Origin of the sequence: Azospirillum sp. BE72 (assembly GCF_031455875.1) — a bacterium.
Classification (GTDB): Bacteria; Pseudomonadota; Alphaproteobacteria; order Azospirillales; family Azospirillaceae; genus Azospirillum.
On record NZ_JAVDTO010000019.1, the window covers coordinates 25,057 to 45,709 of the forward strand.

Annotated in this window: 20 protein-coding genes; 3 read left to right on the forward strand and 17 right to left on the reverse strand. The window is 67.4% G+C overall.

What is annotated here, in order from left to right; genetic code table 11:
- The 6 genes from J2Y49_RS28290 to J2Y49_RS28315 all read right to left on the reverse strand — a co-directional run bounded on the left by J2Y49_RS28290 (position 1) and on the right by J2Y49_RS28315 (position 5,925).
- Positions 1-1,032, reverse strand: coding sequence for a histidine kinase dimerization/phosphoacceptor domain -containing protein (locus J2Y49_RS28290; RefSeq protein WP_310118763.1), 1,032 nt, complete (start codon positions 1,030-1,032; stop codon positions 1-3).
- Between the two features lie 204 nt (positions 1,033-1,236).
- Positions 1,237-3,150: a 1-deoxy-D-xylulose-5-phosphate synthase gene (gene dxs, locus J2Y49_RS28295; RefSeq protein ID WP_310118764.1), complete on the reverse strand. Its 1,914-nt coding sequence runs from the start codon at positions 3,148-3,150 to the stop codon at positions 1,237-1,239.
- Between the two features lie 24 nt (positions 3,151-3,174).
- Complete coding sequence (locus J2Y49_RS28300) at positions 3,175-4,077, reverse strand: farnesyl diphosphate synthase (RefSeq protein WP_310118765.1); 903 nt, start codon at positions 4,075-4,077, stop codon at positions 3,175-3,177.
- Position 4,078: 1 nt separating this feature from the next.
- A complete protein-coding gene (locus tag J2Y49_RS28305; protein ID WP_247883929.1) occupies positions 4,079-4,360 on the reverse strand; it encodes an exodeoxyribonuclease VII small subunit in 282 nt (93 codons plus the stop codon).
- A gap of 179 nt (positions 4,361-4,539) precedes the next feature.
- Positions 4,540-5,469: a histone deacetylase family protein gene (locus tag J2Y49_RS28310; protein ID WP_310118767.1), complete on the reverse strand. Its 930-nt coding sequence runs from the start codon at positions 5,467-5,469 to the stop codon at positions 4,540-4,542.
- A 228-nt stretch (positions 5,470-5,697) separates the two neighbouring features.
- Positions 5,698-5,925: a sulfurtransferase TusA family protein gene (locus J2Y49_RS28315; RefSeq protein ID WP_310118770.1), complete on the reverse strand. Its 228-nt coding sequence runs from the start codon at positions 5,923-5,925 to the stop codon at positions 5,698-5,700.
- A 325-nt stretch (positions 5,926-6,250) separates the two neighbouring features.
- On the opposite strand from J2Y49_RS28315, the gene J2Y49_RS28320 reads away from it, so the two are divergent.
- A complete protein-coding gene (locus tag J2Y49_RS28320) occupies positions 6,251-6,634 on the forward strand; it encodes a metalloregulator ArsR/SmtB family transcription factor (RefSeq protein ID WP_310118771.1) in 384 nt (127 codons plus the stop codon).
- A gap of 37 nt (positions 6,635-6,671) precedes the next feature.
- On the opposite strand, the gene J2Y49_RS28325 is transcribed toward J2Y49_RS28320, so the two are convergent.
- A complete protein-coding gene (locus J2Y49_RS28325; RefSeq protein WP_310118772.1) occupies positions 6,672-7,070 on the reverse strand; it encodes a DUF423 domain-containing protein in 399 nt (132 codons plus the stop codon).
- Positions 7,071-7,162: 92 nt separating this feature from the next.
- Here J2Y49_RS28325 and J2Y49_RS28330 point away from each other — a divergent pair, with 92 nt between their 5' ends.
- Complete coding sequence (locus J2Y49_RS28330) at positions 7,163-7,921, forward strand: glycosyltransferase family 2 protein (protein WP_310118774.1); 759 nt, start codon at positions 7,163-7,165, stop codon at positions 7,919-7,921.
- Here J2Y49_RS28330 and J2Y49_RS28335 read toward each other — a convergent pair.
- From J2Y49_RS28335 to J2Y49_RS28380, 10 genes are all read right to left on the reverse strand, one after another.
- A complete protein-coding gene (locus tag J2Y49_RS28335) occupies positions 7,912-8,139 on the reverse strand; it encodes a hypothetical protein (protein WP_310118777.1) in 228 nt (75 codons plus the stop codon). The genes J2Y49_RS28330 and J2Y49_RS28335 overlap by 10 nt on opposite strands.
- Before the next feature lie 93 nt (positions 8,140-8,232).
- On the reverse strand, positions 8,233-8,976 hold the full coding sequence (locus tag J2Y49_RS28340; protein WP_310118779.1) for an SDR family oxidoreductase: 744 nt from the start codon (positions 8,974-8,976) through the stop codon (positions 8,233-8,235).
- A gap of 13 nt (positions 8,977-8,989) precedes the next feature.
- The gene (locus J2Y49_RS28345; RefSeq protein WP_310118781.1) at positions 8,990-10,381 is read right to left on the reverse strand and encodes an amidase; all 1,392 of its coding nucleotides are present in this window, start codon (positions 10,379-10,381) and stop codon (positions 8,990-8,992) included.
- A gap of 68 nt (positions 10,382-10,449) precedes the next feature.
- Positions 10,450-11,223 carry an HNH endonuclease family protein gene (locus J2Y49_RS28350; protein ID WP_310118782.1) on the reverse strand — a complete coding sequence of 258 codons (774 nt, stop codon included), beginning with the start codon at positions 11,221-11,223 and terminating at the stop codon, positions 10,450-10,452.
- A gap of 217 nt (positions 11,224-11,440) precedes the next feature.
- Entirely contained in the window at positions 11,441-12,385 is a 945-nt protein-coding gene (locus J2Y49_RS28355) for an SDR family NAD(P)-dependent oxidoreductase (protein WP_310118784.1), read from the reverse strand.
- A gap of 496 nt (positions 12,386-12,881) precedes the next feature.
- Positions 12,882-14,060: a phosphoserine transaminase gene (locus J2Y49_RS28360; RefSeq protein WP_310118785.1), complete on the reverse strand. Its 1,179-nt coding sequence runs from the start codon at positions 14,058-14,060 to the stop codon at positions 12,882-12,884.
- Between the two features lie 146 nt (positions 14,061-14,206).
- Positions 14,207-14,662 carry a hypothetical protein gene (locus tag J2Y49_RS28365; RefSeq protein WP_310118786.1) on the reverse strand — a complete coding sequence of 152 codons (456 nt, stop codon included), beginning with the start codon at positions 14,660-14,662 and terminating at the stop codon, positions 14,207-14,209.
- Between the two features lie 117 nt (positions 14,663-14,779).
- Positions 14,780-15,130 (reverse strand): hypothetical protein, encoded by a 351-nt coding sequence (locus tag J2Y49_RS28370; RefSeq protein WP_310118788.1) that lies wholly within the window; start codon positions 15,128-15,130, stop codon positions 14,780-14,782.
- Positions 15,131-15,250: 120 nt separating this feature from the next.
- The gene (locus tag J2Y49_RS28375) at positions 15,251-16,876 is read right to left on the reverse strand and encodes an EAL domain-containing protein (protein WP_310118790.1); all 1,626 of its coding nucleotides are present in this window, start codon (positions 16,874-16,876) and stop codon (positions 15,251-15,253) included.
- Positions 16,877-17,075: 199 nt separating this feature from the next.
- Entirely contained in the window at positions 17,076-19,133 is a 2,058-nt protein-coding gene (locus tag J2Y49_RS28380; RefSeq protein ID WP_310118792.1) for an EAL domain-containing protein, read from the reverse strand.
- Between the two features lie 651 nt (positions 19,134-19,784).
- Here J2Y49_RS28380 and J2Y49_RS28385 point away from each other — a divergent pair.
- Positions 19,785-20,621 (forward strand): formate/nitrite transporter family protein, encoded by an 837-nt coding sequence (locus J2Y49_RS28385; RefSeq protein ID WP_149225819.1) that lies wholly within the window; start codon positions 19,785-19,787, stop codon positions 20,619-20,621.
- The last annotated feature ends 32 nt before the right edge of the window (positions 20,622-20,653 follow it).

Sequence of the window (20,653 nt, forward strand, 5' to 3'; positions counted from 1 at the left end):
TCAGGCGGCGGGGAAGTCGACGGACACGCGGGTGCCGTAGGGGCTGCTGTCCGCGGTCAGCTTGCCGCGCAGCTGGCCGACGAAGGCGCGCACCACCTTCAACCCCAGCGTGGCTGCACGGGTGATGTCCAGCCCGGCCGGCAGGCCGGTGCCGCGGTCGGAGATCTCCAGGCGGACGGTACCGTCGCCGGCTCGGCCGAGCCGCACATCGATGGTACCGGGCGCCCCGGCCGGAAAGGCATGGCGTGCGGCGTTACCGACCAACTCGCTGACGATCAGGCTGAAGGGGATGATGGAATCCACCGGCATCTCCGTGGCCTCCGCGGCGACCTGGATGCGGTGTGCGCCGGGAAGCGTCGCCTCCAACTCCTGGCAGAGTTCGCGCAGATGCGGCGCCATGTCGACGGTGCCGGCGCGCAAGGCGCCGTGGGTGCGCTGGTGGGCCTGGGTGACGATGCCGACACGGCCACCGGCGCTCTGAAGGGCGCGGCGGACCTCGGGATCCTTGCTGGACAGCGTCTGCAGGGTCAGCAGGCTGGAGACGAGCTGCAGCGTGTTCTTCAGCCGATGGCTGACGTCGCGCAGGCGCCGGTCATGCTCGGCGACCGATTCCGGCGTCTCATCCGCCGTGACGATCAGGGCACGGACGATACCGTTGAGACCCAGCATCGGGGTGACGCGCACATCCCAGAACCGTTCGCCGTCCGGCGCGCGGTCGCTCGCGGCCCGGCTGCGCTGCGGCCGGCCGCTGTTGCGCGCTTCCGTCAGCAGCGCCGGGGACAGGGCGGGAAAGCTATCCGTCATGCCGGAGCCCGCAACCACTCCCAGCGCGCGGAAGGCGGCATTGGAGAAGCTGCAGCAGTCGCCATCCCCCTCCACCAGGGCGGTCGGAGTCGGAGTCTGGTCAAGGAGGCAACGCAGCAGCGCCGGATCGTCGATGCCGGAGCCGCTGGCTTCCGCCGCCCGCCCCGCGCCGGGATCCGTCCCGAACTCCGCGTTCCGGTACGCCGTGACCGCCATGATGTGCGCCATCGCCCCTGATCCCGTAGCCGTCCCGCGTGCTGCCGGCGCATCCACCGTTACAGAGGAGCTACCATTCCAGCCTGCGCAGTGTAAGGCGTCGCTCGCGCTCGGTACCAGTCCAACAACCCGAAACTTCCCTAGACAAATGGCATTACGACATTCGGATGGTTTCAGGTGGATCGGGCAGTGTGGACCGGCAATGTGGACCGGCCGTCAGGCCCTTGCGGCGGCACTCTCGATGCCCAGCGCCTGAAGCGCGGTGCGGACGATGTGCTGGGCGGTCAGGCCGGCCGTCTCATACTGCTTGGCCGGTGCATCGTGGTCGAGATACAGGTCGGGCAGAACCATCGGACGGATCTTCAGCCCGCCGTCCAGCAGGCCCGACGTCGCCAGGAACTGCAGCACGAAGCTGCCGAAGCCACCGACCGATCCCTCCTCGATGGTGATCAGCACCTCGTGCTCCAGCGCGAGGCGGCGGACCAGATCCTCGTCCAGCGGCTTGGCGAAACGGGCGTCGGCCAGGGTGGTCGACAGGCCGCGCGCCGCCAGCTCCGACGCCGCACGCCGGGCCTCGCCCAGGCGGGTGCCATAGCTGAGGATGGCGATCTTGGTGCCTTCCTGCAGGATGCGTCCCTTGCCGATCGGCAGGATGCTGCCGCGGTCGGGAAGCTCCAGCCCCACCCCCTCGCCGCGCGGATAGCGCAGGGCCGAGGCGCGGTCGTCGATGGCCGCCTGGGTCGCCACCATGTGCATCAGTTCCAGTTCGTCCGCCGCCGCCATCATCACGATGTCGGGCAGGCAGCCGAGATAGGCGGTGTCGAAGGACCCGGCATGGGTCGCCCCGTCCGCCCCCACCAGTCCGGCGCGGTCGAGCGCGAAGCGCACGGGCAGATGCTGCAGCACCACGTCATGGATGACCTGATCGTAGGCGCGCTGCAGGAAGGTCGAATAGATGGCGCAGAAGGGCTTGAACCCCTCCGTCGCCATGCCGGCGGCGAAGGTCACCGCATGCTGTTCGGCGATGCCGACGTCGAAGCAACGGTCGGGGAAGCGCTCCCCGAACAGGTCCAGACCGGTACCCGACGGCATGGCGGCGGTGATGCCGACGATGGTCGGATCGGCCGCCGCCTCGGCGATCAGCCCCTGGGCGAAGACGCGGGTGTAGGTCGGGGCGTTGGACTTGGGTTTGGACTGGGTGCCGGTCACCACGTCGAACTTGGCGACGGCGTGCAGCTTGTCGGCCGATTCCTCCGCCGGGCCGTAGCCCTTGCCCTTCTTGGTGACGACATGGATCAGCACCGGCTTGTCGTCGTCGGCGTCGCGGACGTTCTGCAACACCGGCAGCAGATGGTCCAGGTTGTGACCGTCGATCGGGCCGATGTAGTAGAAGCCCAGTTCCTCGAACAGGGTCCCGCCGGTGACCATGCCGCGGGCGTATTCCTCCGCCCGGCGGGCGGCATTGCGCAGCGGGCGCGGCAATTGGTCGGCGATCTCCTTCGCCAGATGGCGCAGCGACAGATAGGGCTTGGAGGAGATCAGCCGCGACAGATAGGCGCTCATCGCCCCCACCGGCGGGGCGATGGACATGTCGTTGTCGTTGAGGATGACGATCAGCCGCGACTTGGTGGAGGCGGCGTTGTTCATCGCCTCATAGGCCATGCCGGCGCTCATCGAGCCGTCGCCGATCACGGCGATGACGTTGCGCTGCTCCCCCTTGATCTTGCTGGCGACGGCCATGCCGAGCCCGGCGGAGATGGAGGTGGAGCTGTGGCCGGCGCCGAACGGGTCGTACTCGCTCTCCGACCGCTTCGTGAAGCCGCTCAAGCCCCCGCCCATGCGCAGCGTGCGGATGCGGTCGCGCCGTCCGGTGAGGATCTTGTGCGGGTAGCACTGGTGCCCGACGTCCCAGATCAGCCGGTCATAGGGCGTGTCGAACACGTAATGGAGGGCCACCGTCAGCTCCACCACCCCAAGCCCGGCACCGAGATGACCGCCGGTCACCGATACGGCGTCCACGGTCTCGGTGCGCAACTCGTCTGCGAACTGGCGGAGCTGCTCGGGCTTCAGGGCCCGCAGCTTGGCTGGCGTCGGACAAAGGTCGAGCAGCGGAGTCTTGGTGGCAGTCACGTCGTGATGGTCCTCAAGCTCTGGTCAGGCGCGGCGCGCGACGACGAAGTCGGCGACCGCCTTCAACATATCGGCACGCCCATCGAAAATGTCCAAGTGCTGCGACGCCTGATTGGCGAGCATTTCCGCCTGGGCACGGGCACGGTCGCGGCCGAGGATCGACACGAAGGTCGCCTTGCCGGCCTGGGCGTCGCGGCCGACCGTCTTGCCGGTCTCCTCCGCCGTGCCTTCCACGTCCAGCAGATCGTCGACGATCTGGAAGGCGAGACCGAGGTCGTGGGCATAGGCGCGGAGCGCCGTGCGCTGCGGCGGATTGGCCTTGCCCAGGATGCCGCCGGCCTCGCAGGAAAAGGCGATCATCTCGCCGGTCTTCATGCGCTGCAGCCGGGTGGTGGTGCCGAGGTCGAAGGTCTCATGCTCGGCGATCAGGTCCAGCATCTGGCCGCCGACCATGCCGTGGCCGCCGGACGCCTTGGCCAGCGCCGTCACCAGCTGGCAGCGGATGTTGGGATCCTCGTGCGTCGCCGGATCCGCCAGCACCTCGAAGGCGAAGGTCAGCAGCCCGTCGCCGGCCAGTATGGCGGTCGCCTCGTCGAACTGGCGGTGGCAGGTCGGACGCCCGCGCCGCAGCTCGCCATCGTCCATCGCCGGCAGGTCGTCGTGGATCAGGGAATAGCTGTGGACCATCTCGACGGCCGCGGCCGCACGGATGGCGCAGTCCGGGTTGACGCCGAAAAGGGCGGAGGACTGCATCACCAGGAAGGGGCGCAGCCGCTTGCCGCCGTTCAGGCAGCCATAGCGCATGGCGTCGAACACCCGCGCCTCGGCCAGGTCGGTGCTCGGCAGCAATGCGTTGATCTTGAGCTCGACCGCCTCGGCGATGTCGGCCAGCGCGGCTTTGAACTCGGTCTGGGAAATGGTCTGCACGTCAGTCGATCCGGGCGGGTTCGGTGCCGAGGGAGCCGTCGGCGCTCACGGTGATGCGGTCGATCTTGGCCTGCGCCTCGCGCAGCTTCATCTCGCAATGGCGCTTCAGCGCCGTGCCCCGCTCGTAAGAGGAGATGGCGTCGTCGAGCTTGCCGCGCCCTTCCTCGAGCTGGCGGACGATCCGCTCCAGTTCGGCGAGCGCATCCTCGAAGCTGAGGGCGGCGATGTCAGGCGGAATGGCGGCGCCGGAAACAGGGGGCGAAGACGTCGTGGAAGGGGGCATGTGGGGCAGAACCATCGATTGGACCTCAAGCCCGCGAAGGTATGCCCCGCCCACGTCCGGCGCAAGGCCCGAGGCACTCCGCTACCCCGGCCATTGCGGCCTATGTGCGGCCTATGCGTTCGGGCAGCCCCTCCCCCTTTCGGGAGAATGGGGCGCCCGCCCAATAGGAACGCCGCCGGTCAGCAGTACATCAATTCGCGCACATGGGCGGCGCTGGCTGAGGCGAGGGCGCGCAGGTTGTAGCCCCCCTCCAGCACCGAGACGATGCGCGCCCCGCAATGGGTGCGGGCCAGTTCGCCCAGCTTGCGGGTGGCCCAGACGAAATCGTCGTCGATCAGGTGCAGACCGGCCAGCGGATCGCGCGAATGGGCGTCGAATCCGGCAGAGATGATCAGCAGGTCCGGCTTGAAATGGTCGATGGCCGGGAGGATGACGTGGGTCATGGCATGCCGGAACTCCGGCGATCCCGCCATCGCCGGCAGCGGCGCGTTGACGCAGTTGCCGTACTCACCCTTTTCGCCCGCATCCCCCGTACCGGGGTAGAGCGGCGACTGGTGGGTCGAGCAATAGAGCATGTCCGGGTCGTGCTGCAGGATGTCCTGCGTGCCGTTGCCGTGATGGACGTCGAAATCCATCACCGCCACACGCTGCAGACCATGCGCGGCGCGGGCGTGATAGGCACCGACCGCGGCGTTGTTGAACAGGCAGAAGCCCATCGCCTTGTCCCGTTCCGCATGGTGGCCGGGCGGGCGCACGGCGCAGAAGGCGTTGCGCGACTGGCCGGTCGCCACCGCGTCGACCGCGGCGCAGACCGCGCCGGCCGCACGCAGCGCCGCCTCCCCCGACCCGGGCGAGACGACCGTGTCGGCATCGACGCCGGCATGCTCCACCTCGGGGATCAGCGCAAGCACGCGGTCGATGTGCGACTGCGGGTGTGCGCGCAGGAGCTGTTCCACCGTGGCGCACGGCGCCTCCTGCCGTTCCAGCATATGGAACTCCTCCGTCTCCAGCGCGGCGAGCACGGCGCGCAGGCGGTCGGAGCATTCGGGATGACCGAGACCCGTGTCGTGCTCCAGGCACGCCGGGTGGGTGAACAGGGTGGTGAACATCGATTTTTCGGTCGTTATCGTTGGTATTCGGGCGGCGTTCGCAGCGTTTCCGAAAACCATTCTTCCCGGATCGCTAATGAAAGTACAGGCTGAATCCAGGACGATTCGTCACAGCCCACTTTCGGGAGCCGGGGCAATCCGTGACACGATACGATCGTAACGGCAACGATGGGGTAACGGCAACGATGGGGTGACGGGAACCTGGGCCGGGATCACGCCGTCCGTTGATCACGCCGTCCGTTCGATGACGAAGCGGAGGATGCCGCCCTCCTCCCCGACCGACAGCAGGCGGTTGCCGGTCGCCTCGCAGAAGGCGGGAAAGTCCTTGCGGGCGCCGGGATCGGTCGCCTCTACGGTCAGGGTGTCGCCAACGGCGATGGCCCTGATCGCCTTGCGGGCGCGCAGGACGGGAAGCGGGCATTGCAAGCCCTTGGTATCCAACGGATGATCGGTCATGAACGAAATGCTATCCTACCTGAAAACCGGTGTCATCGACCGATGATGGACATGGAGCGTCGGACTCGGCAAATGCAACCACCGGGTGTCTCATCCTTCCGTCTATTGTTCCGTTATGCGAGAAAAAAGCGGTGATCGCCGGTAATGGCGACGCCCAAGTCGGCGCGGTGACAATCGGTGCCAGCGTCGGAATGACGGAATCCCACAGGTGGACAATTCCCGTGCGGCACGAATATACTAGGATACGAGCATTTTTCTTTGCCGGGCCGCACAACGACAGCCCGGTTGTAAAACGAATCGGAACGGACAGGGTAACGGGAAAGCGATGAAGATCGAGGATTTGCAGGCAAACGCCCGGCGGGCGAGCGCCCTGCTGAAGGCAATGTGCAATGAGCGGCGCCTTCTCATCCTGTGCCACCTGAGCCAGGGCGAACGGTCGGTTGGCGAATTGGAGGATCTGGTCGGGCTCAGCCAGTCGGCTCTGTCACAGCATCTGGCCAGGCTGCGCAACGACAATCTGGTCCGCACGCGCCGCAGCGCCCAGAACATCTACTACTCGCTGAACGGGCACGAAGCGCAGACGATCATGACGACGCTGCACGGCCTCTACTGCACCCCGGTGGAGGAATCAGCCGATGGCCGCGACGGCGGCTCCGCAAACGATCCCGGCGGCGACTGCTCCGACCTGCGTGCCGCCGCAGCCGGCTGAACCGCCAAGCCGCACCACCCCATGAGGGGCGCAAGCCTCAGTCGCGCGCCAGCAGCGCCGCGGCCGCCAGCGCCACCCATCCCAGCATGAAGCTCCATCCACCGGCGGGCGCCGTCATCGGCACCGGCAACGGTCCGACCGTGGCCAGCGCATAGAGCGTGCCGCAGAACAGCAGGATTCCGGCACAGAACAGCCACCCCGCGGCTCGCAGGGCAAATTGCCCGCTCGGCCTTCCACCCAGCCGGCCAGCCAGCGCAACCAGCAGCACCAGCGCCAGCGCGTGCGCCATCTGATACAGCCCGGCGGTACGGAACCACTCCTGCGCCTGCGGCTGGCCCGCGAGCCCATGGCTGGCATAGGCACCGGCCGCGACCGCAACGGCGCCGTTCAGCGCGGCGAAGACGATCCAGATGCGGTCGATCACTCCCACGGACATTCTTCCCTTCCTTCCGATCACCACCGGCCCCTGAGTGGTGCTATCCTGGCGCCTGTCTACACGCAGGGCACCCGCGCGGGCAAGAAACGACCATGACCAAAATCCCCTCCCCGGCTACCCCGCTCGTCAGCATCATCACGCCCACATGGCAGCGGGAGGATTTTCTGCCCCGCCTGCATGCCTGCATCGAGGCGCAGACCCATCCCGAGACCGAATGGCTCGTCTTCGACGACAGCCCGCGCCCGTCTGCCTATCTCAAGCCGCTGGCGAACCCGCGGCTGAAGTATTTCTACTCGCCCAGCCGCTATGCGATCGGTGAAAAGCGCAACATCCTTGCCGAACATGCCAAGGGCTCGGTGATCGTCCACATGGACGACGATGATTTCTACGCGCCCGCCTATGTGGAGCGGATGCTGGACCGGCTGGAGCAAGGCTACGATTTGGTGAAGCTGTCCGGCTGGTTCCTCTACAGCGCGGCGCACCGGCGCTTCGGCTATTGGGACACCGCGCGCGGCGGCTCTCACCACCGCTGGGGACGGCAGGGCTGCAGCTATGTGGAGGCGCCGGACGCCCCGCCCTCGCCCGAGAATCTGGACGGTTACGGCTTCTCCTACGCCTACCGCCGTGCGGTCTGGGAAGCGGTGCGCTTTCCGGCGGTGAATGCCTGCGAGGATGCGCCGTTCGTAAAGGCCGCGCGCGAACGCTTCCGCGTCGACGCCTTCCCGGATGCGGAGGGGCTGTGCCTGCACACGCTGCACGCCCGCAGCACCAGCCTGTGCCTGCCGCAGTACGAGTTGCCGCCGGTCCTGTTGGAACGCTTGTTCGGGCCGGAGGTGGCCGCCTACACCTGAACGTCGAGGAACATTCCGCGGCGGTAGTTGCGCGGCAGGGTCAGCACCCCGTTGACCACCAGGGCGGCCAGTTCGCGCAGGCTCGGGATACGCTGTCGCCCCTGCGGAACGATCCCGTCGGCCCGCGCACGCGCTCCGGCCGCAGGAACCCGCCCGCCACCGGTGTCGGGGCGGATCAACTCGTTGGAACGGTCACCGGTGCGTCGGGTCTCTACCATGCCCACTTATTTACCATAAAAGCGGCGGACGGGGAAGAGGGGGGCGGCGTTGCCCTCCTGTGCGGATAAAGCCGCTCCCTCTCCCGCAGCCGCTCAGGTGTTGGACCAGCCGCCGTCGATGGCGATGGCCTGCCCGGTCATGAAGGCGGAGTCGTCCGAGGCGAGATAGACGGCGAGCTTCGCCACCTCCTCCGCCGTGCCGAGCCGGCCCATCGGCTGGCGGGCGACGAAGGCGGCACGCGCGGTGTCGTAATCGCCCAGCGCCCGCATGCGGTCGTGCAGCGACGGGCTGTCCACCGTGCCGGGGCAGATGGCGTTCACGCGGATGCCGCGGGTGACGTAATCGGCGGCGACCGACTTGGTCAGGCCGATCACCGCCGCCTTGGTGGTGCCGTAGATGAAGCGGTTCGGCGCTCCGATGATCGAGGAGGCGACCGACGACATGTTGACGATCGATCCGCCGCCCGCCTCCAGCATTCCCGGAAGGAAGGCCCGGATCATCCGGTACATCGAGCGGACGTTCAGCGTGACGGAAAAGTCGAAGGCGTCCTCGTCGCAGTCCAGCACGCTGCCGGCATGGACATAGCCGGCGCAATTGAACAGCACCGACGGTGCCGGCACTTCCGCCGCGAAGGCCCGGATCGCCGCAGGATCGCAGACGTCGAGGCGGCGGATGACGATGCCGGGGGTGTCGGCCAACTCCTCCAGCAGCCCGTCGTTGATGTCGGTCGCCAGGACGCTGGCTCCCTCCTCCGCGAAGGCAAGGGCGGCGGCGCGCCCCATGCCCTGCGCCGCGGCGGTGACGATGGCGGTCTTGCCCTGCAGTCTTCCAGCCATGCCGGTCATCTCCTCAGCTTTCAAGCCAATGGTGGACGAAGCCCGCCTCCCGCTCCAACAGCCGGCCCAGCCGGATCAGGCGCCGCTCCTCGCCCGGCCGGGCGATCAGCTGGATGCCAAAGGGCAACCCCTCCCCGCCCACCGGCCCACCCACTGGCAGGGTGAGCACCGGGAAGCCGATCAGCGTGACGACGGCGGTGACGCCGAGATAGTCGAGGATGGTCTCCACCGGCCGGCCGTCGATCTCCGTCACCTCGCCCTCCGCGTTCGGCCAGGGCAGCACGCCGCAGGCCGGCGCGGCCAGCACGTCGATGTCCTCGAACAGCGTCACGAAGCGGCGGTAGAGAGCGGTGCGGGCGGCCTGCGCCTCCAGATAGGCATCGGCGGTGATGCCGGCGCCGGCCTCGATGTTCCAGCGGATGGTGTCGGTCAGATCGTCGCCATGCTTCGCCAGCATCGGCCCGAAGGCGTGGCGGGTCTGCGCCGCGCGCAGCGTGCGGAAGGTGGCCATGGCGTCGCCGCAGTCGGGATGGCGGCGCGCCACCGGCCCGACGACACGCTCCAACCGGTCCACCGCCGCGGCGAAGCGTTCCCGCACCGCCTGGGACACCGTGGCCGTGCCGAAATCGGCGGTGGCGCCCAGCCGCGACTCCGATCCGTCGTCGCGGTCGCCGAACAGGGAGGTCGGGTCGCGCAGGTCGCAGCCGGCCATCGCCGACAGCAGCAGCGCGCAGTCTTCGGTGTCACGCGCCAGAACGCCGTGAGTCGCCAGCGTGTCCCAGCCCAGAGCGCGGCCCGGCGCCGGGATCAGCCCCGGTGTCGGCCGGATCGAGGCGATGCCACAGAAGCTCGCCGGCACCCGGACCGATCCGCCGAAGTCGGTGCCGTGCGCCAGCGGCGCCATGCCGACGGCGACCGCCACCGCCGATCCGCCGCTCGACCCGCCGGAGGTCAGCACCGGATCGACCGGGTTGCAGGTTGGCCCGTACAGGCGGTTCCGGCAGACGGCGCCGAAGCCGAATTCCGGGGTGTTGGTCTTGCCGATGACGATGCCGCCCGCCGCTTCAATCCGCGCCACGGCGATGTCGCTGCTGGCCGGTACATGATCGGCATAGAGCGCCGAGCCGTAGGTGGTGCGGATGCCGGCGGTGTCGGTCAGGTCCTTCACCGCCACCGGCAGCCCATGCAGAGGCCCGACCGGTGCCGGGGCTGCGTCCAGCGCGTCGGCGCGGGCCAGCGCCTCGTCGGCGGCCACTGTGATGAAGGCGGACAGTGCCGGCTCCTTCGCCGCGATGCGCGCCAGATGCGCCTCGACCGCCTCCCGCGCCGACAGCTCCCGCCGCGCCAGCCTTGCCGCCAAGCCGGCAGCGCTCTCCCGCCACAAGGCGTTTCGTCCTTCGCTCACTGCATCCTCCCGGTTCAGGCCCGAACCGTAGCGCGAAACCGGTGGCATGCGAAACAATGCAGAGTCTGTCAGCGTTGGCGGCCGACCGACGCGCGGCAGTCGGTCAGGATATTGCCGACGGTCACCCGTTCCCGCTCGTCCATGGTGAGGCCCCAGCGAGCCTTCACCAGGATCCAGTCGGCGACATAGAGGCAGATGCCGTCGCGCTTCGGCGGCAGCCAGTCCTCCGGCCCCTTGGAGCCCTTGGCACGGTTGGCCTCCCGGCTGGAGACCAGCAGGGTCAGCGGGTCGCTGGTGTCGTTGGCATAGGCGGCGCGCCGTTCCTGGCTCCAGTCATAGCCGCCGCTGCCATAGGCCTCCTCCAGCGGAACACGGTGGTCGATGTCGACCATCTGCGGATCGGTGTAGCGCTCCCCGGTATAGGGATCGAGCCAGTCGCCGGACTTCACGCTGCAACCCTTGGCATCCAGCGTTGTCGGACGGCGCGAGTCGCGGATCAGCACCTTTTCGCGCGCGTTCAGGCAGCCGCCCTCCAGCGCCAGCCAGTGCGGCCATTCCGACCGCTCATAGCCGCGGGTCCGTTCCGGCTCCACCCGGATGATGTCGAGCTGGCGGGTCACCTCGGCATAGTCGATCCGGTCGGATGCACGGGCGATGATCGGCGGCGGAGGTTCGGCGGTCTCCTGCTTGCGCGGCTGGCGGGGGCGCTGCGTCTCCTGGCCCAGCAGGTCATCGAGCGTGCCGGGCGGCAGGATGTGCAGACGCTCCGCCAGCGCGACGGCGGCAAGCACGGCGAGGACGACGAACAGACCCCGCAGGGTCAGGGAACGGCGGCGGGCCACGTCAGTGCACCCAGGGCCAATCCCCTCTCCCCCCGGGGAGAAGGTTAGGGTGAGGGGGGGTCCGATGGCCGAACGCATGTCGCGGCGCATCCCCCTCACCCCGGCCCTCTCCCCGGCCCTCTCCCTGGGAGGGAGAGGGGGATTCCGTCGCCACCCTCGTCATGCTCTGCTCACCTGAATCTTCCGTCCCCCTCATACTCCGGTAGCGGCCCCGACCTCAAGGCATGCGACCGGTCAGGGTGGCGCTCAGCCCCTGGAGAAGGCCGACCTGGCAGACCGTGTCGAAGGTGGAGCGCATCAGCGACGGGTCGCCGATCGACACGCGGATGTCGCCGGCCCGCGGTTCCGAATGGCGGCGGCGAACCTGGCTGCCGCACAGCTCCTGCAAAACGTCCAGCAGCATCACCAACGAGGTCGCGCGGCCGGTGCAGAGGTTGAACACCTGCGCGCCGGCGAAGCGCCGCTCCATCGCCAGGGCCAGGATGCGCACCACGTCGCCGACGAAGACGAAGTCGCGGACCTGCTGGCCGTCGCCGTGGATTTCCACATCCTCGCCGCGCGCCACCCGGCGGGCGAAGATGGAGATCACGCCGCTGTAGGGCGACATCGGGTCCTGCCGCGGCCCATAGACGTTGAAGAAGCGGAAGCCGACCGTCGGCACCCCCTGGATCGACCATGCGACGCGGGCGTGCATCTCGCAGCCCAGCTTGTCGACGCCATAGGCGGACAGCGGACGCGGAAACTCGTCCTCCTTCAGCGGCGTGTTGGTGTTGTCACCGTAGATGGCGGCGGACGAGGCGTAGACGACGGGAATCGGACCACCGCGCTTGGCGTCGCGCGCCGCCTCGAAGACCGTGACGGTGCCCAGCAGGTTGGTGCGGTGGGTCTCCGCCCACAGCTCCCGCGATTTCTGCACGGAGGCGACGGCGGCGAGGTGGAACACGCCGTCCACCCCTTCGCCATGGTCGCCGGCCATCGCCTCGCGCACCGCATCCGGATCGGCCACGTCGCCCACCACCAGCTTCGCCGCCTCCGGCTTGTTGTCCAACCGGCCGCTCGACAGGTTGTCGAGGATCGTCACCCGATGGCCGTCGGCGAGCAGCCGGTCGGCCAGATGCGAGCCGATGAAACCGCAGCCGCCGGTGATGAGGTAGTGCGCCATGGTCCGTCCAAGCCCTTCCTTCGTTATGACCGGTCCTGCCGCAGCGCAGCAGAGCCGCCGGAATTCCCACTCTAAGGGTCGGGACACAACCGCAGGATCGCCAGACCATCTTCGGGATAGGCCAGCGCCTCAACCGGAGATCCGTGCCGCCCGTTCGGCGATCCGCCGGGCGAATCGGCCCGGCTTCGGCCGCAGTGGTTTCCAGATAGGCGCGACCGATGGTTCAACAGGGTTATCCACCACCTTGTCCACGGTTCTGTGGATAACCATGGTCAAGCTTGCCAGCCCGAATCCCGCGTCGGACCGGACACACTGGTGCAGAAATGCTGCTGTGTACGTATGGTTCCTTGGCCGGATCCTTTGCTGCACAGCACAAAACCGATAAACGCAAAAAGCCCCGCTGTGGCATTCACGCCACGGCGGGGCCCTGGACCCGAGTCGGACAGGCCTGTGGATTAAGGCCCGGCTTACGCTTCGTGCTTTGCTGCGCGCAGCATCAGGCCTGCTTGGGGCCGAGCATCTCCGCCTTGACGGTGGCGAAAGCCCAGTCGAGCCAGGGCAGCACCGCCTCCATATCCTCGTTCTCCACCGTGGCCCCGCCCCACAGTCGCAGGCCCGGAGGCGCATCGCGATAGGAACCGGCGTCGAAGGCAGCCTCCTCCTTCTCCAGCAGCGCGGTCAGCTTCTTGGCGAAGGTCGCCTGGGCATCCTCCGGCAGGGCGGTCACCTCCGGATCGGTGAAGCGCAGACAGATGGAGGTGCAGGAGCGGGTCGCGGCTTCCTTGGCGAGGAAGCCGGCCCAGCTGCTGGCCTCCGCCCATTCCGCGACGATGCGCAGGTTCTGCTCCGACCGGCGGATCAGCTGGGTCAGGCCGCCAACCGACAAGGCCCAGCGCAGGCTGTCGATCGCATCCTCGACGCAGAGCATCGACGGGGTGTTGATGGTGTCGCCTTCGAAGATGCCGTCGATCAGCTTGCCGTTCTTGGTCAGGCGGAAGATCTTCGGCAGCGGCCGATCGGGCTGGAAGCTCTCCAGGCGCTCCACCGCGCGCGGGCTCAGCACCAGCATGCCGTGAGCCGCCTCGCCGCCAAGCACCTTCTGCCAGGACCAGGTGGCGACGTCGATCTTGTTCCAGGGCATCGCCATGGCGAAGGCCGAGGAAGTGGCGTCGCAGATGGTCAGGCCTTCGCGGTCGTCCGGGATCCAGTCGCCGTCGGGAACGCGGACGCCGGCGGTGGTGCCGTTCCAGGTGAAGACCACGTCGCGGCTGAAATCGACCGCCGACAGGTCCGGCAACTCGCCGTAGGGGGCGATCAGGTTGCGGACGTCCGGCAGCTTCAGCTGCTTGGCGACATCCGTCACCCATTCCTTGCCGAAGCTTTCCCAGGCCAGCATGTCGACGCCGCGGGCGCCCAGCATCGACCACAGCGCCATCTCCACCGCGCCGGTGTCGGAGGCCGGGACGATGCCGATGCGGTAATCGCCGGGGATGGCCAGAACCGCGCGGGTGAGGTCGATGACCTCCTTCAGCTTGGCCTTGCCCGGCTTGGAGCGGTGGGAGCGGCCGAGCAGCGCGCCGTCCAGCGCGTCGAGCGACCAGCCCGGTCGCTTCGCGCAGGGACCCGAGGAGAAGAGCGGATTGTTGGGGCGGCGGCTGGGCTGGCTGATCTTCATGGGCGGACTTCCTGTCCCGGAACGGGAATGTTCGGAGGTCCGGACCTTAAAAGCTGCGCCCCCGCCCGTCAATCGACGGGCAGCGACGCCCAGCCACACCGGATGCGCAGCACTGCCAACGCCTCTGCCAGCCCCCTGCCCGCCGCCTACTTGGTGCGGCCGATCTTGCCGTTGCGGTAGGTCCAGGCGGCTTCACCGCCGCCCGCCGGCAGCGGCATCGAAACGGTCAGCATGTCGTTGTCGATGGTGACCTGGGCGGCGTCGCTGCAGGAGCCGAAGGGATAGGAGACCACCGGCTGCGGCCCGCCGACCTCGAGGATACGGAACCGGGTCGGGCAATCCTTGGCCCCGGTATCCGCCTGGAACAGGGCGATCCAGCGTTCCTTCAGGGAATAGGCGCCGACGAAGGACAACATGTCGCTCTCCTTGTCCTCGAAGACCGGCTTGTCGTTGACCGAGACCTGCGTGTGCTTCGGCCCGATATCGGTCATCGTCAGAATCGTGTTGCCGAGCGCCGCCATCAGGCGGGGCTCCGCCGCGCCGGCGGAGGTGGCGATCAGAAGGCTGCCCGCCACCGCGGCACACACACTAAGAACCCGCAAAGGCCGTCTCCCTGGCTGCTGCGCCCCGGCGGGGCGGCTGTCCGAACCGGGCGCACCATAATGCGGCGCGCGCCCGGCCGGAAGCCGTCCTTTTCGCCTGCGGAGTCGGCCACTGGATCAGCGGATGTTGACGCTGAAGCCGAAACCGGGGGCGACCGGGGCCGGCGCATAGATGACCGGAGGAGGCGGCGCATAGATCACCCGCGGCGGCGGCGGGGCATAGATGACCGGAGGCGGGGCGTAATAGACGTCGCGCTCGCGCCAGTGACGGTGGTGATGACGGGGACGATCCCAGCGGCGCCACTCCGGGCCGCCGCGGCCGGGACCATGCCATTCGCGGCCGTGATCGCCGCGCCCGCGCCAGCCGTCATGCGCCTCCGCCTGGCTGACGGTCACGCCCAGCATCGATCCGGCGACCAGAGCGCCCAGAACCACGGCTTTCAATCCAAACCCAAAACGGCCAGTCATTCCGGCGTCCTCCTGGTGTCGGGAAGCGGTTGTTCCCCTTTGATCGGATGAACGCGAAGGCTCCGGCTTTCATTCCACCTCTGCGAAAAAGATTTCGTCTTACGACCTTGGTCGAAGCGGTCAGACCCGGCCGTCGGCGAGGCCGGGGCGCGGGCGCGGCGGAGTGAACAGGCCGGGTGCCTGATATACGGGCTGGTCGGCGGGCCTGCCGAAGTGATAGCCCTGGGCCAGTTCGAAGCCCCAGGCGTTGAGCTGCGCCGCCTGATCGGGAGTTTCCACCATCTCGGCGATCACCTGCACGCGGACCTCCCGACACAGCCCCACCATGGCGCGCAGGATGGCATCATCGCGCGGGCTGCCGCCCAGCCGCTTCACATAGCTGCCGTCGATCTTCACGAAATCGACCGGCAGCGCCTGGATGTAGGGGAAGGAAGCGGCACCGGCGCCGAAATCGTCCAGACAGATGCGGTGCCCGGCGCGGCGCAGATCCTCCAGGATGCGGGCGGCGCGCGGCAGGTCGGTGAGCCCGGTCGACTCCGTCACCTCCACCAGCAAACGGGACCGCAGCGCCGGATTGCGGGCGACCAGTTGCTGGAAGGCGACGACGAAGATGTCGCTGCCCAGCGACGCCGCCGACATGTTGACGGCGATCTGCAGGCCGGGATCGACGGACAGAACCTCCAGCGCCTTCTCGCAGACCAGCAGGTCGACGTCATGCACCATGCCCACCTGCTCGGCGAAGGCGATGGTCGGGCCGGGGGCGCCGTTGGGGAAACGTGCCAGCGCCTCGTAATGGTGCAGCCCGCGGGTGGCGAGCGAGACGATGGGCTGGAACTGCAGCTTCAGCCGGTCGTCGGTCAGTGTGGAGCGCAGGCTGGTCACCCGCGTCACCGTCTGGTCGACCAGCAGCTTCACCGCGTCATGCATGGTGGCGATGTCGAAGCCGGTGCCATCCTCGGCGAAGCTCTTCACCGTGAACATCAGCACGCGCCCGGCATCCTCCCGGCTGAGGCCGGGCGCCGCCATGTCGAGCGTCAGGTTCTCCGAAGCCACGGGCAGGCCGTCCGGCAGCAGGCCGGCTCCAGTCACCGCAATCTCGCTCGCCAGCGCGCCGGCCGACACGTCGCTGCCATGGACGAGGCCGAAGCGGTCCTCCCCCAGCCGGGTCGCCAGCGTGTCGTCGGCAGCATGCACGCGCAGCAGCGCCCCCACCTCCCCCAGTAGGCGCAGGGTCAGTTCCGGCCCGAGTCGCGATTTCACCTCGCCGAAATCGGCGATCTTGATCAGCGTCAGCTTCGGCGGCGCGTTGCCGACATGGACGCCGAATCGCTCGCCCAACTGCGCCTGGAAGGCGTCGGGGTCGAGAAGCCCGGTCTCCGCATCGCGGGCCGGCTGCGTCGTGCTGCCGGCGGCGCTCTCCGACCGCGTGAGCGTCAGTTGCACGTTGGGGGAACGGCCCAGCCGGTAGCCGGACAGATTGGCCTGGACGCCGCCGGCAAGCTCGACGGCACGGGGCTGCAGCCGGCGGTTGGACCCGGCGGTGCGCAGCAGACGCCGCACCAGCCCGCGGTCGCCGGCCGCCACCACCCGGTCGATGGGCTGGCCGATCAGCTCCGTGTCCGTGATGCCCAGGAGATTCTGCAAGGCCCCGGCGGCAAATCCGATGGTCCCGCGCGCATTCACCTCGATCAGCACGTCCGCGTTGGCGAACGCGAAGCCGAGGAAGCGTGCGACGTCCGATGTCATGGGGCCTCGACAGGGATCGCTGTGGGACAGGCGGTTTCCGACGCATCATGTCGCCGGGAGCGAAATAATGTGTCTACTTAAGGTTCGCACCCTAAACGTAAAGGAAACCCTACCACTATCTAAATTTCGTCGATCCTGTCATTGGGCACATGGATGTGCGGATGACGGTGAAAAGCGCCGCCCACAACCCGCCGGCGTCTCAGGCCGGAACCACGCTGTTGCCGAGGAAGACTTCGAACTGGTCGACCGGCAGCGGCCGGCTGATCAGGAAGCCCTGGATGCGGGTGCAGCGCTGCTGGCGCAGCATGTCGGCCTGCTCCTGCGTCTCCACCCCCTCGGCGATGGTGTCGAAGCCCAGGCTTTCGGCGAGGTTCACGATGGTGCCGACGATGGCCGGATCGGTGGTGGACTTGACGATGTCGCGGACGAAGCTGCGGTCGATCTTCAGCGTGTCGATGGGGAAGCGCTTCAGATAGGCCAGCGAGGAATAGCCGGTGCCGAAATCGTCGATGGACAGGCGGACGCCGATGTCCTTCAGCCCGTTCAGGATGGTCACCGCCTTTTCGATGTCGCCGATCATGGCGCCCTCGGTCAGTTCCAGCTCCAGCCGGCCGGGCGGGATGCCGGCCGACTCCACCACGCTGCGGACGAAGCCCACGAGGCGGGCGTCCTGGAACTGGCGCGGCGACAGGTTGACCGAGACGGACGGGATCGGCAGGTCGCGCCTTATCCAGTCGGCCAGCCGGCGGCAGGATTCGATCAGCGTCCAGGCGCCGATTTCCCAGATCAGGCCGGTTTCCTCGGCCAGCGGGATGAACTCCGCCGGGCTGACCATGCCGCGGATCGGGTGGCGCCAGCGGATCAGCGCCTCCGCCCCGATGGTGCGGTTGCCGGCAAGGTCGATCTTCGGCTGGAAATGCAACTCGAACTCGCCGCCGCCGCTGGCGCGGCGCAGGTCGCTCTCCAGCCCCAGCGTGAAGCCCGACCGCTCGCGCATCCCGCCGTCATAGAAGACGTATTTGTGCTCCGGGTTGCGCTTGGCGTGATACATGGCAAGGTCGGCGTTCCGCAGAAGCTGGTCCGCCGTCTCGCCATCGTCGGGATAGAAGGCGATGCCGATGGACGCACCGCAGAAAAGCTCCTGATTGTGGACGGCGAAGGGCTCGTCCATCGAATAGAGCACCTTCTCCACCAGCCGGGCGCCGGCGGAGCGGTCGGCGGCGTCGGGTGCGACGATCAGGAACTCGTCCCCGCCCAGCCGGCCGACGGTGTCGGTCATGCGGGTACAGTTGCGCAGGCGCCGCGCCACCAGCTTCAGCAGCTCGTCGCCGGCATGGTGGCCCAGCGTGTCGTTGACCTGCTTGAAGCGGTTGAGGTCAAGGAAGGCGACCGCGACCTTGCTCTTGCTGCGCTGGGCGCGGACGATCGCCTCCTCCAGCCTTTCGCAGACCAGCCAACGATTGGGCAGGTCGGTTAGCCGGTCGAAGCTGGCCTGATAGCGGATCTGGTGTTCCTGCGACTTGCGCTGGCTGATGTCGGCGATGGTGAGGACGTAATGCTCCAGCACGCCGTTGGGCGCGCGGACCGACGTCACCGACAAAGCGGCGGCGAAGGCGTCGCCGGAATGGCGGAAGCTGGTGACCTCCCCCTGCCAGCGGCCGGACTGGCGGGCGGTGGTCCAGATGGCGTCGATGAAGTCGCGCTCGTGCGAACCGGGGGCGAAAAGAACCAGCGGCCGGCGCAGCAGCTCTTCCCGCTGGAAGCCGGTCATGATCTCGTAAGCCGGGTTGATCGCCTGGACGGTCAGTTCGGGATCGACGATCAGGATGCCGTCGGCGACGCTGTCGAACACGGTGGCGAGCAGCCGGATCTTCTCCTCGTGCTGCTTGCGTTCGGTGATGTCCTGAACGGTGCCTTCGTAATAGCGGATGCGGCCGTCGGTATCGCGCACGCAGCGCGCGCTCTCCGAAATCCAGATGATGGAGCCGTCGCGGCGGAAAACGCGCGCCTCGAAACTGTGGACGCGGTCCTGGCGGGCCATCAGGTCGGCGAAGGCCTCCCGCTTGCCGGGATCGACATAGAGCTGGCAGGCGATATCGGTGAGGTTGGCGATCAGGTCTTCCGGCGACGCGTAGCCATAGATGTCGGCAAGCGCCGGATTGACCCGAAGGTATCGCCCGTCGACGGTGGTCTGATAAATGCCCTCGACGGCATTTTCGAAGATGCTGCGGTATTGCTCTTCCGTCTCGTGACTCATTGCACGCGCCTCATCCGACGCCAATCCCGAACCGCCTGGAAACAACATAAGCGTACAACTCAAACAACGATTGTGGAATCTCCACCTTTCCGCAATGCGGCAAAGTAGACGTCGACCCGACAACGCCCGTCAAGCGTCATCGGTCATACTGTGGCATAGTACGAAGGGAAAATATAACAAAAAGGTAACCCATCCTGTCCCATGAGCAGGCAGCCAGATGGAGCGGAGAGACAACCCATTGATAAGAAAAGATCATTTGCATGCGTTTTATTGAAAAACTGAAAGATTCGAACAAGAGCGCGGAATGGCACCCCTGCCGCAAGATCGCAGTCATTCCTATGCGAATGGCTGATTTTTACTCACCATCGCACAGTGTTTGAGCAATCGTCATAGCGGGCGGCAGCATCGACAGGCCAACCGGATGTGGAAATCGGCTCGTTCCCGCGCATCCGGCGGACTGGCACGCGCCGTGCAGAGTTGTCGGCGGCAAGCCAACGGCGGCTTGACCAGCGCGAGGCCAAAGGCTCGGCTCGCACCCAAATCACACGCAACGCGTCCGCCACTTCCTGCCCCCGCACCGGACCGGTGCCGCGCGGGCCGGACCCGACGCTGCTTGCCGTTCCTTCAGCACATGTTCCAAGGGGACTTGTCATGTCGTATTTGGTGCCCTCCGAGTTCGTCACCAAAATGGTGGATGCCGGCGAATCCAAGATTTTCATGTCCACCCGCGACACCGTCATCCGGGCCTTCATGGCGGGTGCGATCCTGGCGCTCGCAGCGGTCTTCGCCGTCACGGTCACGGTCCAGACGGGGTTCCCGATCATCGGCGCCATCCTGTTCCCGGTCGGCTTCTGCATGCTGTATCTGCTGGGGTTCGACCTGCTGACGGGCGTGTTCGTGCTGACGCCGCTGGCGCTGATCGACAAGCGGCCGGGCGTGACCGTCGGCGGCATCCTGCGCAACTGGGGGCTGGTCTTCCTCGGCAACTTCCTGGGCGCGCTGACGGTGGCCGTGATGATGTCGATCGTCTTCACCTACGGCTTCTCCACCCCGCCGGACAAGGTCGGCTCCGTCATCTCGCATATCGGCGAGAACCGGACGCTGGGCTATGCGCAGTATGGCGCCGCCGGCATGCTGACCATCTTCCTGCGCGGGGTGCTGTGCAACTGGATGGTCTCCACCGGCGTGGTGGGGGCGATGATCTCCACCTCCGTCAGCGGCAAGGTGATCGCCATGTGGATGCCGATCATGCTGTTCTTCGGCATGACCTTCGAGCATTCGGTGGTGAACATGTTCCTGTTCCCGTCGGCGATGCTGATGGGCGGCAACTTCTCGGTCATGGACTACATGATCTGGAACGAGTTGCCGACCGTGCTGGGCAATCTGGTCGGCGGGCTGGCCTTCACCGGCCTGACGCTCTACGCCACCCATGTCCGCACCGCGCCGAAGCGCCGCCTCCAGCAGACCGGCCTGCAACCGGCCGAGTGACGCGCCCTTCCCTCCTTCATTGCTCAAAGCGA

What these genes read in the sequence shown, in the direction of transcription:
- J2Y49_RS28310 (WP_310118767.1), bottom strand. Translation starts at nt 5,469, where the DNA reads ATGTTCACCACCCTGTTCACCCACCCGGCGTGCCTGGAGCACGACACG.
- J2Y49_RS28375 (WP_310118790.1), bottom strand. Translation starts at nt 16,876, where the DNA reads ATGACATCGGACGTCGCACGCTTCCTCGGCTTCGCGTTCGCCAACGCG.
- J2Y49_RS28330 (WP_310118774.1), top strand. Translation starts at nt 7,163, where the DNA reads ATGACCAAAATCCCCTCCCCGGCTACCCCGCTCGTCAGCATCATCACG.
- J2Y49_RS28380 (WP_310118792.1), bottom strand. Translation starts at nt 19,133, where the DNA reads ATGAGTCACGAGACGGAAGAGCAATACCGCAGCATCTTCGAAAATGCC.
- J2Y49_RS28340 (WP_310118779.1), bottom strand. Translation starts at nt 8,976, where the DNA reads ATGGCTGGAAGACTGCAGGGCAAGACCGCCATCGTCACCGCCGCGGCG.
- J2Y49_RS28335 (WP_310118777.1), bottom strand. Translation starts at nt 8,139, where the DNA reads ATGGTAGAGACCCGACGCACCGGTGACCGTTCCAACGAGTTGATCCGC.
- J2Y49_RS28385 (WP_149225819.1), top strand. Translation starts at nt 19,785, where the DNA reads ATGTCGTATTTGGTGCCCTCCGAGTTCGTCACCAAAATGGTGGATGCC.
- J2Y49_RS28315 (WP_310118770.1), bottom strand. Translation starts at nt 5,925, where the DNA reads ATGACCGATCATCCGTTGGATACCAAGGGCTTGCAATGCCCGCTTCCC.
- J2Y49_RS28305 (WP_247883929.1), bottom strand. Translation starts at nt 4,360, where the DNA reads ATGCCCCCTTCCACGACGTCTTCGCCCCCTGTTTCCGGCGCCGCCATT.
- J2Y49_RS28360 (WP_310118785.1), bottom strand. Translation starts at nt 14,060, where the DNA reads ATGAAGATCAGCCAGCCCAGCCGCCGCCCCAACAATCCGCTCTTCTCC.
- J2Y49_RS28320 (WP_310118771.1), top strand. Translation starts at nt 6,251, where the DNA reads ATGAAGATCGAGGATTTGCAGGCAAACGCCCGGCGGGCGAGCGCCCTG.
- J2Y49_RS28325 (WP_310118772.1), bottom strand. Translation starts at nt 7,070, where the DNA reads ATGTCCGTGGGAGTGATCGACCGCATCTGGATCGTCTTCGCCGCGCTG.
- J2Y49_RS28370 (WP_310118788.1), bottom strand. Translation starts at nt 15,130, where the DNA reads ATGACTGGCCGTTTTGGGTTTGGATTGAAAGCCGTGGTTCTGGGCGCT.
- J2Y49_RS28355 (WP_310118784.1), bottom strand. Translation starts at nt 12,385, where the DNA reads ATGGCGCACTACCTCATCACCGGCGGCTGCGGTTTCATCGGCTCGCAT.
- J2Y49_RS28290 (WP_310118763.1), bottom strand. Translation starts at nt 1,032, where the DNA reads ATGGCGCACATCATGGCGGTCACGGCGTACCGGAACGCGGAGTTCGGG.